Below are 13,218 nucleotides of genomic sequence, written 5' to 3' on the forward strand. Positions count from 1 at the left end.
GTTAAGCTGTAGCGTTTTTCGCCTCGCCGCACCCCGTATCGTCAAGGAAGACCGCAATGTCAGAGTTCAAGATGGAGTACCGGCGCCTGGGCGCCAGCAACCTGAAAGTATCCGCCCTGTGCCTGGGCACCATGATGTTCGCCGACCAGACGGATGAAGCCGAAGCCGGCCGCATCGTCGACAGCGCGCGCGCCCACGGCGTGAATTTCATCGATACGGCGGATGTCTACAGCAAGGGCGGCTCCGAACGCATGGTCGGCAAGCTGCTGGCCGGCGACCGCCATGACTGGGTACTGGCCAGCAAGCTCGGCAACCCGATGCACGCCGCGCCCAACCGCTCGCACTACTCGCGCACGTGGATCCTGCGCGAGGCCGAAGAAAGCCTGGGCCGCCTGGCTACCGACTACCTCGACATCCTCTACCTGCACCGCGACTTCCCCGGCGAGAACCTGGAAGAGCCGGTGCGCGCGATGGGCGATCTGGTGCGCGCGGGCAAGATCCGCTACTGGGCCGTCTCCAACTTCCGCGGCTGGCGCATCGCCGAGCTGGTGCGCCWGTGCGACCAACTGGGCGTGCCGCGTCCGGTGGCATGCCAGCCCTACTACAACCTGCTCAACCGCATGCCGGAAGTGGAAATCCTGCCCGCCTGCCAGCACTTCGGCCTGGGCGTGGTGCCCTACAGCCCGATCGCGCGCGGCGTGCTCACCGGCAAATACCAGCCCGGCCAGCAGCCGCCGCAGGATTCCCGCGCGGGCCGCGCCGACCGCCGCATGATGGAGACCGAGTTCCGAGAGGAATCGCTCGTCATCGCGCAGAAGCTCAAGCAGCATGCCGACGGGCGCGGCCTCCAGCTCGGGCAGTTCGCCACGGCATGGGTCCTGGCCAATCCCATTGTCAGCTCGGTGATTGCCGGGCCGCGCACACTGGCCCAGTTCGAGGACTACTTCGGCGCAGTGGGCGTCGCGGTCTCGGCCACGGAAGAGGCGATGGTCGACGACCTGGTACGGCCGGGGCATGCCTCCACGCATGGCTACAACGATCCCAACTATCCGTTGACGGGGCGGCCGATCTCGGCGTTCTGAGCGGGCCGCAGCCCGTTCCGGCAGCGGCTGGGCTTTGTCGAAGCCTGGCCGCAACAGGCATTGCCCGCGGCGCCGATGCCGTTGACGCATGGCCGTGCGCTGCCCGGCAGCGGCGGCGAGGTCATCGTCGTGGACTTGCCCGGCCACGCCGCCGGCCATCCCGGCGCCTTCATCCAGGGCAAGCGGCGCCGCATCGTGCGGCTGCGCGAGACGGGCAGCCGCGCATGATCGCCGGCCCCCATGCCAGCGGCTCGCCAGCTTCAGGCCGGACGGCATCGCCGTGATGGCTCCGGATTGCTGCTGCGCATGCCGGGGCGCCGACGCTGGTCTGCGCCGCCACCGGCCGCCGCGCCGATTGCTCAAAATTTAGGCRGTCCGATACAAATCCGCCGCTATTGGCACAGCGCCAAGGGCCGCCCCCTTTTATCCACATATTCTGTGGATAACATAAAGCGGCAGATTCGGACAAATCATGTAAATGCGGCGCAGCAATCCCATGCGGGCCTCGGCGAGATCGGGCGCCGCCCCGGATGCGTCGCCGCCTGCCTTGGGAATACTCCGCTCGCGCTTGCGGATTGCTCTGAACGTTATCGGCCTCGCCCCGGACTATGCTGCCCGCATGCCTTGCGGGGAAGGCCCGAGCCCGTCCCGGCCCAGTGCATGGCTGCCCGTCTGGCCGGGCGGCGGATGCGCGCCAGCCCCCTCTTTGCCCGAACGCCAGTTGCCAGTTGGACCCATCCCAATGAAGATCGCACTGCTAGCGGACCGCTCGGTCCAGGCCGAGGCCCTCTCGGATTCCCTGTCCCGCGCCGGCATGTATTGCCATACCTATCACGCCAGCCGGGATCTGTTCCAGCGCATCGACCACTCCGGCTACGACGTCTTGCTGATCGACCACGAACTGGCCGACATGCCCGCGGTGCAGGCCGTGCGCGCGGTGCGCGCGGCGTGGCGGGGCGAGCTGCCGGTGATGGTGCTGTCCGACCGGCGCGACGAGGATTCGGTGGTCAACACCCTGCAGGCGGGCGCCGACGACTATATGATCCGTCCGCTGCGGGCGCGCGAGCTGGTGGCCCGGCTGCACGCGCTGCGACGCCGCACCGCCGCCCGCGACCCGGCGCCCGCCCCGGGCCCTGCCGTCGTGATCGGGCCCTACACGCTGGATTACCTGTCGCACCAGGTCACGTTCCGCGGCCGGCGGCTGCAGCTCACACCCAAGGAATTCGATCTCGCCGCCCTGCTGTTCTCCGGTGCGGGGCGCGTGATACCGCACGCACAGGTCGAGCACGCGATCTGGGGATACGGGCTGCCGGCCACGTCGCGGGCGCTGGCAAACCTGGTCTCGCGCCTGCGCCGCACGCTGGCGCTGCACCCCGGCAATGGCGTGGTGATCACGGTCGTCTATGGGCAGGGATACCGGCTGGAGGAAACGGCGGCCGGCGTCACCAGGCGCGCCCGCCACCGCGGCTAGCCAGGTAGGGGGCTGCCGCCTGCCCGGACGCCGGGGCGCCGAGACGCCCGTCGCGCGCCAGCTCGCGCAAGTCGATCACCACAAAGCCGCTGCTGGCTTTCTTGGCCGCGCGCTTGGCCGCGGCCGCGGCCGCGCCGATATGGCTGCTGTCCAGTCGCCACAAGCCAGGCATGCCCTGCGGGCCGGATGGCCCCCGCGGCCCCACGCGCACCGCGCCGGCGGCCATGGTCACGGTGGGAAAGAACGCACGCTGGCCCAGCCGGTCCTCGCCATGGATGCCGCCGGCCTCGCGATCGGCGTCGGAGTAGAGCTCGCGCGCGGCCAGGTCGAAGCGCGCGATCGCGGTGCGCGTGCGCGCTTCCCAGTCCGGGCTCTGGTACAGCACCAGGAAATCGTCGCCGCCCACATGGCCGAGGAAATCACGCACCGGGTCGCAGGCCTGCGCCAGGAAGGCGGCGGCGCCCTTGAGCATTTCGTCGCCCTTCCAGTAGCCGTACTGGTCGTTGTAGGGCTTGAAGTGGTTCAGGTCGATATAGCACGCGTGGAACTCCGCTCCGGCCTCGACCAGCCGGTCGATATGCCGGTTCAGCGGCATGTTGCCGGGCAGGAAGGTCAGCGGGTTGGCATAGCGCGCCGCCTCCATGCGGATCTCGGTGACCGCGCGGATCAGGTCTGCGCCGGTGCCCAGGCCGGCGTAGCGTCCCCGCTCGGTGATGATGAAGCCGTCGGCCAGCGCACGCTGGTCCTCGCCCGACAGGGCCTGCGCCATCTCGTCGATGCCGGCGCCCTTGTCGAAGCACAGCGGCGCGCGGTTGGCCAGGGCCAGGCAATCCTTCCTGCCGTAGAGCTCGCGGTGGAACGGCCCGGCAAAGCGGTCGATGAAGTAATGCCGGTTGACGATGGCGAGCGGCTTGTCGTCATCGCTGACCACGGCCGCCGCGTGCAGCTCCGGGTGCGCATGGAACAAGGCCAGCAGTTCGTTGTTGGTCGTGCCGGGACGCACCGCCGGGCCGGGCCGCATCAGCTTGCCTGCGGACATGCCCGGCCGCGCCGAGCGCACTGCCTGCGGGAACACCGCGATCTGCTTCGATACCAGCGCCAGGCGCGCTTGCGGCGCGACTTCGCGCACCGGCTGCGCCTGCGGGCGACCGAGATAGTAGCCCTGCCCGAAGGGCACGCCGAGGTCGCGCAGCACCGCCAGTTCGTCGGCGTCCTCGATCCCTTCGGCGATCGCGGCGCCGCCCAGCGCCTCCACCAGCGCCAGCACGGTGCGCACCACCTCGAGGCGGCGCGAGCAGGTGCCGATGTCCCGCACCAGCGACTTGTCCAGCTTGATGTAGTGCGGCGCGAGGTGGATCAGCCGATCCAGGTTGGCGTGGCCGGTACCGAAATCGTCCAGCGCGTATTGCATGCCCATTTCGTGCAGCACGGCCATGGACCGGCCGAAGCGCTCGGCATGCTCGATCTGGGCGTGCTCGGTCACCTCGATCACGACGCGCGCCGGGGCGATGTTGCCGGCCACCAGGGCGGCCATGGCGCGACCGCCGTCGGCCAGCAGGTAGCGCAGCGCCGTGGCGCTGAAGTTGAGGAACAGCTTGCCCTGCAGGTCAAGCGCGGCGCAGCCGGACAGCGCGGCACGCGCGGCCTGCAGCTCAAGCTCGACGGTATCGGCTTCGTTGCGGGCCAGCCGGAACAAAGCGTCGGGCATCGCCAGCGGCGTACCGGACGGCCCCCGCACCAAGGCCTCGTAGCCAAGTATCTCGCCGCTGCCGAACGTCACGATGGGCTGGAACACAGCATGCAGCGGCGGCAGGCGCAGCCGCGGCAGGGGCACGCCGGCCAGGGAGGAAGCGTTGGGCATGAACGGAATCGACAGACCTGTTGGGGTGGGCGGCGCGGCGCCTGAGGTGCGCAATGGGGGGAAAGCGCACAGGCCGGTGCGCGGCGAGGCCCCCGCAAGTGACGCGGGCCCTATTTCATGTCAACGATATGTCACCATTGTGACAATGGGGATTACCCTGTGGCTGTGTCGGGATGTCATGGTTCCGTCACATTGGTATCCGAGCATGCGCACACAACGAATCCGCCGCCAGCGGCCCCGGCCTGGCCGGGCTGGAAGGCGGTGCCCCAGGGTCAGCATGCGGACCGCCAGGTCCATCGGAGCCTCACAGTGTCGCAAACCATCCAACTGAAGGCCCCGCGCCGCGCGGGCCTGCGCTTGCCCGCCTGCCTTGGCCGGCTGCCGCTCGCCGCGCGCATGTGCGCGGCCTTCGCCCTGGTCTACGTGTTCGGCGCAGCGGTCGGGCTGACAGGTATCTTCAGCCTCGGCTCGGTCAAGCAGATGACCGACACCCTCTACCAGCGCGACATGCAGGGCGCCATTTCCGCCGAACGCGCCCAGGCGGCACTGGCGCGGCTGGATCGCGCCCAGCTCGCCCTGACCCTGGCCACCAGCGGCAGCGAGCGGGACGACGCCGCCAGGGATATCGAACACGCCCTCTCCGGGCTTGACCAGGCCTTGACGGTGGTCCGCGCCGCCGCGCCACGGCAGGCGCCGGCGCTGCAACAGGAACGCGACGCCGCCGCCAGGCTGCTGGGCGACTATGTGGCGTTGCTGCGCAAGCAGCCGCTCGACGCGCTGCAGTTCGACAGCGCTGTGTCGGTGGACGGCCATTTCCTCGGCGAGCAGCTGCAGAAGCTGGGCACCGTGGTCGAGGCCGCGCGCAAGCTGCAGGAAAGCCAGGCCGCGGCTACCGTGGCGGCGGTGGCCGCCAGCCAGCTGCGCGCGCAGACCGTGATGGCGGCGATGCTGCTGGCCAGCCTGGGCGCCGCCGCCGCGCTGGCCTGGTTCGCCGCGCGCCTGCTGCTGTCCGAGCTCGGCGGCGAGCCTGCGGATGCCGCCAGGGTCGCCAGCCGCATCGCCTCCGGCGACCTTCAGCAGGCCGTGCCGCTGCGCCGTGGCGACGAGCGCAGCCTGATGAGCCTGCTGGCCCGCATGCGCGACCAGCTGGCCGGCGTGCTGGAGGATATCCAGCATCACGCGCGGGAGATCGCCGCCACCAGCGAAGGCATTGCCGGCGGCAACCAGGACTTGTCGCGCCGTACCGCCATGCAGGCCAGCGCGCTGGCCGCCGCCGCCGACAGCGTCGCCCGCCTGACCACCCTGGTGGGACAAGCCCGCGAACAAGCCACCGAGTCCAGCGAAATGGCGCGCCTTGCACGTCAGGCGACCGAGGCAGGCATGGCCGTGGTCAACGACATGAGCGGGGCCATGGATGCCGTGCACGGGCATTCGCGCAGCGTGGCGGAAATGGTGTCGGTGATCGAGAGCATTGCCTTCCAGACCAATATCCTCGCGCTCAATGCCGCTGTCGAAGCGGCCCGCGCGGGCGCCGCCGGACGCGGCTTCGCGGTGGTGGCGCAGGAAGTGCGCGGACTGGCCCAGCGCAGCGCCACATCGGCACGCGAGATCCGCGACACCATCGCCCAGACCACCGCGGAGATCGGGCGCGGCGCGCGGCTAAGCCAGCAGGTCGTCAGCGCGATGGGCGGTATCGAGCAGGCGGTAGGCCAGAGCCATGCGCTGGCCGAGCGGCTGTGCGGGGTGGCCGACGAGCAGGCCCGCGGCATCCGCGGCGTGGGCGAAGCGGTGGCGCAACTGGACCAGACCAGCCGGCAGAACGCCGGCCTGGTGGAGGCGGTGGCAGAGCAGGCCGCAAGCCTGGATGCGCAGGCCGCGGCGCTGTCGGCAGGCGTGGCGCGCTTCCGCTTCTGAGGGCCGGCGGCCGATCGTTGTCCTGATCATGACTGTTCTGCACTGCAGAACAGTCATTCCACAGTGCAGTTGACGGGCGAGGCGATCGGTGGGAGTATGCCGCCATCGAACAAATCCGGCGGCCACGCCGGAAGCCTTACCGGAGACCGCAATGAGCAGCACCCCCACGTCTGGCGCGCCCGCGCCGGCAGTTTCCCCGCGCGCCGACGCTTCCCAAGCCACCGCCTCGTTCACCCGCCTGCACCAGACCATCGCCCCGTGGGTCCGCAGCCACCCCGAGCGTGTCGCGCTGATGGATGCCGAGCGGTCCCTGCGCTACGGCGAACTGGACGGGGCTATCGCCGAAACCGCGCGTTCCCTGGCGGACCTGGGCGTGCGCGGCGGCGACCGCGTGGTGCTTGTGACGGAAAACAGCGTGGGCTGCGCGGTGCTGATTCTCGCGCTCAGCTCGCTCGATGCGTGGGCGGTGCCGGTCAACGCCCGCCTCTCGCCGCGCGAGATCGACAACATCATCGAGCATGCCGGCGCGCGCGTCGCGCTATACCTCGACAGCGCCCACCCCGAAGCGCGCGAGCACGGCCTGGCGCGTGGCGCGCAGCCGCTGCAATGGCCGCACGCGGGCGCTCTGCTGGCCGGCGCCGTGAACCAGAATGCCGTGGCCGAGCCGGTCGAGGCGGCGGCGCGCGACCAGGTCGCCGCGCTGATCTACACCACCGGCACCACCGGGGCCTCCAAGGCCGTCATGCTCACCCATGCCAACCTGATGTTCATTGGCCGCTCCAACCGCCTGCAGGCGCGCGTGCAGCCGGGCGACCGCATCTACGGCGTGCTGCCGATCTCGCACGTGTACGGCTTGTCGGTGCTGCTGGTCGGGCCGCTGTCCAACGGCGCCACGGTCTTCTACGAGCCGCGCTTCCGCCCGGAGAAGCTCGCCCATGCGCTCGCCGACCTGCAACTCACCGTGCTGCACGGCGTGCCGGCCATGTACGCCAAGCTGATCGAGTGGAGCCGTGCGCAGGACACCCCGCTGCGGGCACCCGCGCTGCGCATGGCGCAGTCCGGCGGCGCGCCGCTGGCGGCTTCGCTCAAGTCGGCGTTCGAGAGCAGCTTCGGCATCGTCCTGCACAACGGCTACGGCATGACCGAAACCTCGCCCACGGTATGCCAGACGCGCGTGGAAGCCCCGCGCAGCGACTGCTCGGTGGGCCCCGTGGTGCCCGAAGTGGAAATCCGCCTGGGCGATCCGCTGCCTGACGGCAGCGGCGAGCTGCTGGTGCGCGGCCCGAACGTGATGAAGGGCTACTATCGCCGCCCCGACCTCACCGCGCAGGTGATCGACGCCGACGGCTGGCTGCATACCGGCGACCTGGCGCGCATCGATGCCGACGGTGCCGTTTCCATCGTGGGGCGGTCCAAGGAAATCATCATCCACTCGGGCTTCAACGTCTATCCGGAAGAAGTCGAGCAATCGATCAACGCGTTCCCGGCGGTGCTGCAATCGGCCGTGGTCGGGCGCACGGTGGAAGGCAACGAGGAAGTGATCGCCTTTGTCGAGGTGCGCGACGGCATGGCGCTGGACCAGGCCGCGCTGCGTACCTTCCTGCGCGAACGCCTGTCGCCGTACAAGATGCCGGCGGAGGTCAGGATCGTGGCCCACCTGCCGGCCGCGCCCTCCGGCAAGATCCTCAAGGCAAAGCTGCGCGAGATGCTCGCCGGCGCCGGCTGATCACGCGCCGTCACAGACAACCGAGGCATACCGCATGCAAGCGCCGCTGCCAGAAGATGCCGCCCAGCAAAAGGAAGACCGGCATTTCGTCACCGCGCTGGCGCGTGGCCTCGATGTGCTGGCCTGTTTCCGCAGCTACGAGACGCGACTTGGCAATGCCGAGCTGGCCCAGCGCTGCGGCTTGCCCAAGTCCACGGTATCGCGGCTGACCCATACGCTGACCGAACTGGGCTACCTGCGCCTGGACCCCGAGCAGGCCAAGTACCAGCTGGGCAGCTCCGCGCTGGCCCTGGCGCCCGCGGCGCAGCAAGGCGCGGACGTGCTCGACGTGGTGCGGCCGTATATGCGGGAACTGGCCGACCTGTCCCAGGGCGTGACCTCGCTGATCGTGCGCGACCGCGCGCAGATGCTGATCTACGAGAACTGCCAGTCCGAGTCTTACCTGACCTTGCGGGTCGCGGTGGGCACGCGCATCTCCGGCCTGACCACCGCGGCGGGACGCGCCTACCTCGAAGCGCTGCCCCCGGCCGAGCAGAAACAGGCGCTGTCCGCCTTCCGCAGGCAGGACGGACTCGACAGCGAGCGCGCCGATGCCATCGTCGCGCATAGCCGCACCGAGGTGCAGCGGCTGGGCTGCACCACGTCCTTTGGCGAGTGGCTGCCCGATATCAATTCGATTGCTGCGGCTTTCCGCCCGGGACCCGCGCTGCCGCCGATGACCTTGTCGTGCAGCGGCCCCACCGCCATCGTGCCGGCGGCCATGCTATTGGAAACGGTGCGTCCGCTGCTGGTAGAGAGCATCCGCGGCATCGAAGCCGCGCTGCGCGCGCAGGCGCGCTGAGGCCAATGCCGCGCCGGGCGCTGTTCAGCTCTCGTCCAGCCCGGGCGGGGCCTGGCGTTTCTGCCCGTCCGCGTCGGCATGCGCGCCGCCGTTGCGATGGACCTTGGGGGTAGGCGGCAACCCGGCCTCTTCGTGCAGCAGCCGCCTGTGCAGCGTGCGCTCGAAACGCCCGCCCACCAGCAGCAGCACCAGGCCCAGGCCAAGCGCCATCGCCACGATGGCGAAATACCCCGCTCCGCAGGCGGCACCGATGATGGCGGCCAGCCAGATCGCCGCCGCCGTGGTCAGGCCCTGGGGCTTGTCGTCACTACTGTGGCGGGAGATCACTCCCACGCCCAGAAAGCCGATCCCCGTGAGCAAGCCTTGCAGCACGCGCGACATGGCGTCGGGAGGATGGCCCGCCACCGTCACCAGGCACACCGCCGTAGCCGCGCCAAGGGAGACCAGTCCGAGCGTGCGCGCACCCGCTGCCTTGCCACGCAGGTTGCGGTCGAGCCCGATCAACACCCCGCACAGCAGGCCGCAGAGAAGTCTGACGAACAGATCCAGGCTGAAAGCTTGCATAGGATAGGCGGTGACCGGCGGCGCGCGAAGGTTGGTTTCCGCGAGCTTACCGCAAGGCGCCGGCCCGGGGCCAGCACACCGGCGTCAGGCCAGTGCCTCGGGCGCCGCCATCCCGTACTTTTCCAGCCACGGTGCCAGTTGCGGCAGGATCGCCGGATTGAGCGCCACGCCATCGCGCAGCTGGCGCGTCTTGCGCTCCAGCGCGCCCTGCCCCGGCAGGCGCACGCGGTCGACGCCGGGCCGCGGCGGGTTGTCGGTGCAGGCGCGCGCCACCCAGCCCATTTGCGTGGCGAAGGCTTCCTCGCCGGCAAAGGCGGCGGGGTCCAGAATCTGCAGGAATACCGTATTGCCCCAGCGCTTGCCCGGGTCGTCGCGGCCATGGCCGCTCAGGCCGGCGGTCAGCGACTCCACCATCAGCGAGAGGGCAAAGCCCTTGTGCCCGGCATCGAGCCCGCCCAGCGGCAGGATCGACCCGGCATGCGGGGGAAACAGCACCGCCGGGTCGTCGCTGGCATTGCCGTGCTCGTCGATCAGCCAGGGATGCGGCAGGCGCTTGCCTTCCTTGTACAGGCGCCCGGTGAGGCCGTTGGTAGTGATGGAGGTGGAAACATCGATCAGCACCGGACCTTGCGGCGTCGGGAAACCGACCGCCAGCGGGCTCGGCGAGAATATCGGGCGGGTGCCGCCGAACGGCGCCACCGTGGCGGCGCCCGGCGCCGACGAGAACAGCAGCATGACCAGGCCTGCCTGCGTGGCGCGCTCGAGGTAGGCGGCCAGGCAGGCGATATGGTGCGAGCGGCGGATGGTAACGGTCCCGGTGCCGTAGTCGCGCGCGCGCGCCATCGCGCTCTCCATCGCGCGCAGGGTCAGCCAGGGCCCGGGCAGGCGCTTGCCGTCCCAGGTGGCAACGGCGGCGCGCTCGGAGATCACCTCGTAGTCTTCGTTGACGGCCATGCTGCCGCTTTCTATCTCCGCCAGGTAGGTCGGCAGCAGTTGCAGGCCGTGGGTGTCGTGCCCCATCAGGTCGGCTTCGATCAGGATGGCGGCGACATCGGCCGCGCGGTCTTCCGGCATGCCGGCGCGCACGAACATGGCCTGCGCCATGAGCCGCAGTGCGGTGGCGTCGTGTCGCGAAGTGGCTGGGGCTGGATTGCTCATGTTGAAGGGTTCCTCGATGAAGTTCTGCGCCCGGCGCCGCGCGCCGGTGTCCTGCTTATTCGTCCACCGACACGCCGGCGGCCTTGACGACTTTCTCCCAGCGGACCTTCTCCGCCAGCGAGAAGGCCTGGAACTCGGCCGCGGGTTTCGGATCCGGATCGGCGCCGGCGGTCACCAGCGCTTCGCGGAAATCGGGCCGGGCCGAGGCGGCCATGATGATGTCGCTCAGGCGGGTCACGATCTCGCGCGGCGTGCGGGCCGGCGCGAACACGCCAAACCATGAGCCGGTGATAAAGCCCGGCAACCCGGCTTCCTCCATGGTGGGCACCTTGGGCAGCGCGCTCATGCGGTGCGCTCCGGTGACCGCCAGCGCCTTGAGCTTGCCGGCCTTGACGAAGGGCAGCGAGGTCGGCGCGTTGTCGAACATCAGCTGCACCTGGCCGCCCATCAGGTCGGTCACCGCAGGGGCGCTGCCTTTGTAGGGCACGTGCACCATCGAGACACCGGTCATGACCTTGTACAGCTCGCCCGACRGGTGGATCGAAGTGCCGGTGCCGGACGAGGCAAAGGTGGTCTTGCCGTTGGCCTGCTTGACGTACTGGGTGAGTTCCTTGACGTTGTTGGCGGGCACGCCGGGATTGACCACGAGGATATTCGGCACCGAGGCGATCATCGCCACCGCGGCGAAGTCCTTGACCGTGTCATAGGGCATCTTGCGGTAGAAGCTGGCGTTGATGGCGTTGGTACCGACCGTGCCCATCAGCAGCGTATAGCCGTCCGGGGCGGACTTGGCGACCATGTCGGCGCCGATATTGCCCGATGCGCCGGGACGGTTCTCCACCACCACCGGCTGTCCGAGCGCCTTTTGCAGGTCGCGCGCGACCAGGCGCGCCACGATGTCGGTATTGCCGCCGGCGGYGAACGGCACGATCAGGCGGATCGGCTTGGACGGCCAGGTCTCGGCCTGCGCGGGCAGCACGCCGCAGACGGTGGTGGCGGCCAGCGCGGCCAGGGCCAGCAGCATCGGGCGGCGGCCGCGCTTGAGCTTCGCATCTTGCATCTATGTCTCCTCTTGACCTAGTTGATTCTGTCGATCTTGGTGATCTTGTTTTTTTCGGGCTTGCCGGGCTTTCTTCGTTGCTCAGTACTGCGCGTCGGGCGGCGGCAGCAGCCGGCCCGGGTTCATCAGGCCGTGCGGGTCCAGTGCGTGCTTGATCTTCTGCATCAGGGCCATCTCGACCGCGGACTTGTAGTGCGCGTTCTTGTCGACCTTGAGCTGGCCGATGCCGTGCTCGGCCGAGAGCGAGCCGCGCACGCGATCCACAGCCTCATACACCAGCGCGCTGATGGCCGCGCCGCTGGCCTGCACGAATGGCGCCTGCGGCACGCCGCGCGGCGCACTGACGTTGTAATGCAGGTTGCCGTCGCCGAGGTGGCCGAAGGCCAGTACGCGTGCGCCCGGATGGGCCGCCACGATCTCGGCGCTGGTACGCTCGATGAACGTCGCGATGGCCGAGATGGGCACCGAGATATCGTGCTTGATGTTGTCGCCCCCATCCATCGACTGCGCCTCGGGCAAATGGTGGCGGATGCGCCAGAGCCCGTCGGACTGCGCCAGCGAGGCGGCGATGGCGGCGTCCGCCACGATGCCGGCTTCGAACGCTTCTTCCATCAGCTCGCCGAAGGCCTGCGTGGCGTGCCCCTCGCTGTGCGGATCGCTGCTTTCAAGCAGCACGTACCACGGATGGTCCTGGTCGAACGGTGCGCGGCAGTCGGGAAAATACTGCGCCACCAGCGCCATGCAGGCGCCGCTCATCAGTTCGAAGGCGGTCAGCGTGGCGGCCAGGCGGCGCTGGGCCAGTTCAAGCAGGCGCAGCGCCGCGTGCGGGTCGCTCACGGCGGCCAGCGCGGTCATGCGCGCGGCCGGACGCGGATAGAGCTTCAGGGTGGCGGCGGTGATCACGCCGAGCGTGCCTTCCGCGCCGATGAAGAGCTGCTTCAGGTCGTAGCCGGTGTTGTCCTTGCGCAGGCCGCGCAGGCCGTCCCAGATCTCGCCGTCGGGCGTCACCACTTCCAGGCCCAGGCACAGCTCGCGCGTGTTGCCGTAACGCAGCACCTGCACGCCGCCGGCATTGCTGGCGAGGTTGCCGCCGATGGTGCAACTGCCTTCGGCGCCGAGCGACAGCGGATACAGGCGGTCCGCCTCCTGCGCTGCCTGCTGGACATTGGCCAGGATGCAGCCGGCCTCGGCGGTCAGCGTGTTGTTGAGCGGATCGATGTCGCGGATGCGGTTCAGCCGGGCGGTGGACAGCACCAGGGCACGACCGTCGCCATCGGGTACCGCGCCCCCCACCATGCCGGTATTGCCGCCCTGCGGCACCAGCGGCACGCCAAGCGCCGCGCACCACCGCACGATGGCCGCCACGTCTGCCGTCGTATCCGGTTGCGCCACGGCCAGCGCGCGGCCGGTGAAGTTGCGGCGCCAGTCRGTCAGGAAGGGCGCGGTGTCGTCGGGCGCGGTCAGCAGGCGGCCGGAGAACCGGCTGCGCAGGCCGTCCAGCGTGGCTTCGGTCATGCTGTGTCTCCTGTTTCTCGTCGTCT

11 protein-coding genes are annotated in these 13,218 nt (G+C 69.6%); 6 read left to right on the top strand and 5 right to left on the bottom strand.

The annotated features are described in order from the left end of the window. The first annotated feature begins 56 nt into the window (after positions 1-56). The 3 genes from AC1DK4_RS19885 (at position 57) to AC1DK4_RS19895 (ending at position 2,553) form a co-directional block, all read left to right on the top strand. Positions 57-1,082 (top strand): aldo/keto reductase, encoded by a 1,026-nt coding sequence (locus tag AC1DK4_RS19885; RefSeq protein WP_477131726.1) that lies wholly within the window; start codon positions 57-59, stop codon positions 1,080-1,082. Between the two features lie 75 nt (positions 1,083-1,157). Beyond that, entirely contained in the window at positions 1,158-1,310 is a 153-nt protein-coding gene (locus AC1DK4_RS19890; protein ID WP_441615258.1) for a hypothetical protein, read from the top strand. A 514-nt stretch (positions 1,311-1,824) separates the two neighbouring features. Then, a complete protein-coding gene (locus tag AC1DK4_RS19895; RefSeq protein WP_441615256.1) occupies positions 1,825-2,553 on the top strand; it encodes a response regulator transcription factor in 729 nt (242 codons plus the stop codon). Here the strand turns inward: AC1DK4_RS19895 and AC1DK4_RS19900 are convergent. After that, on the bottom strand, positions 2,525-4,414 hold the full coding sequence (locus AC1DK4_RS19900) for an EAL domain-containing protein (RefSeq protein WP_441615254.1): 1,890 nt from the start codon (positions 4,412-4,414) through the stop codon (positions 2,525-2,527). The genes AC1DK4_RS19895 and AC1DK4_RS19900 overlap by 29 nt on opposite strands. A 309-nt stretch (positions 4,415-4,723) precedes the next feature. Between AC1DK4_RS19900 and AC1DK4_RS19905 the strand changes: the two genes are divergently transcribed. The 3 genes from AC1DK4_RS19905 (at position 4,724) to AC1DK4_RS19915 (ending at position 8,895) form a co-directional block, all read left to right on the top strand. After that, entirely contained in the window at positions 4,724-6,328 is a 1,605-nt protein-coding gene (locus tag AC1DK4_RS19905) for a methyl-accepting chemotaxis protein (protein ID WP_441615253.1), read from the top strand. 151 nt (positions 6,329-6,479) lie between these two features. Beyond that, entirely contained in the window at positions 6,480-8,054 is a 1,575-nt protein-coding gene (locus tag AC1DK4_RS19910; RefSeq protein ID WP_441615251.1) for a class I adenylate-forming enzyme family protein, read from the top strand. A 34-nt stretch (positions 8,055-8,088) separates the two neighbouring features. Next, the gene (locus AC1DK4_RS19915; protein ID WP_441615249.1) at positions 8,089-8,895 is read left to right on the top strand and encodes an IclR family transcriptional regulator; all 807 of its coding nucleotides are present in this window, start codon (positions 8,089-8,091) and stop codon (positions 8,893-8,895) included. Between the two features lie 24 nt (positions 8,896-8,919). Here the strand turns inward: AC1DK4_RS19915 and AC1DK4_RS19920 are convergent, their stop codons facing one another. The 4 genes from AC1DK4_RS19920 to AC1DK4_RS19935 all read right to left on the bottom strand — a co-directional run bounded on the left by AC1DK4_RS19920 (position 8,920) and on the right by AC1DK4_RS19935 (position 13,192). Further along, a complete protein-coding gene (locus tag AC1DK4_RS19920) occupies positions 8,920-9,459 on the bottom strand; it encodes an MgtC/SapB family protein (protein ID WP_441615247.1) in 540 nt (179 codons plus the stop codon). 84 nt (positions 9,460-9,543) lie between these two features. After that, positions 9,544-10,617, bottom strand: a complete 1,074-nt coding sequence (locus tag AC1DK4_RS19925; RefSeq protein ID WP_441615245.1) for an Ldh family oxidoreductase — start codon at positions 10,615-10,617, stop codon at positions 9,544-9,546. 55 nt (positions 10,618-10,672) lie between these two features. Next, on the bottom strand, positions 10,673-11,677 hold the full coding sequence (locus AC1DK4_RS19930) for a Bug family tripartite tricarboxylate transporter substrate binding protein (protein WP_477131727.1): 1,005 nt from the start codon (positions 11,675-11,677) through the stop codon (positions 10,673-10,675). Positions 11,678-11,758: 81 nt separating this feature from the next. Further along, positions 11,759-13,192: an FAD-binding oxidoreductase gene (locus AC1DK4_RS19935; protein ID WP_441615242.1), complete on the bottom strand. Its 1,434-nt coding sequence runs from the start codon at positions 13,190-13,192 to the stop codon at positions 11,759-11,761. Positions 13,193-13,218 lie beyond the last annotated feature (26 nt).

The organism is Cupriavidus sp. 05N38 (genome assembly GCF_056397345.1).

Bases quoted from the DNA above. Each gene is read 5' to 3' on its own strand.
- AC1DK4_RS19890 (WP_441615258.1), top strand. From the start codon at position 1,158: ATGCCGTTGACGCATGGCCGTGCGCTGCCCGGCAGCGGCGGCGAGGTC.
- AC1DK4_RS19895 (WP_441615256.1), top strand. From the start codon at position 1,825: ATGAAGATCGCACTGCTAGCGGACCGCTCGGTCCAGGCCGAGGCCCTC.
- AC1DK4_RS19900 (WP_441615254.1), bottom strand. From the start codon at position 4,414: ATGCCCAACGCTTCCTCCCTGGCCGGCGTGCCCCTGCCGCGGCTGCGC.
- AC1DK4_RS19910 (WP_441615251.1), top strand. From the start codon at position 6,480: ATGAGCAGCACCCCCACGTCTGGCGCGCCCGCGCCGGCAGTTTCCCCG.
- AC1DK4_RS19915 (WP_441615249.1), top strand. From the start codon at position 8,089: ATGCAAGCGCCGCTGCCAGAAGATGCCGCCCAGCAAAAGGAAGACCGG.
- AC1DK4_RS19920 (WP_441615247.1), bottom strand. From the start codon at position 9,459: ATGCAAGCTTTCAGCCTGGATCTGTTCGTCAGACTTCTCTGCGGCCTG.
- AC1DK4_RS19925 (WP_441615245.1), bottom strand. From the start codon at position 10,617: ATGAGCAATCCAGCCCCAGCCACTTCGCGACACGACGCCACCGCACTG.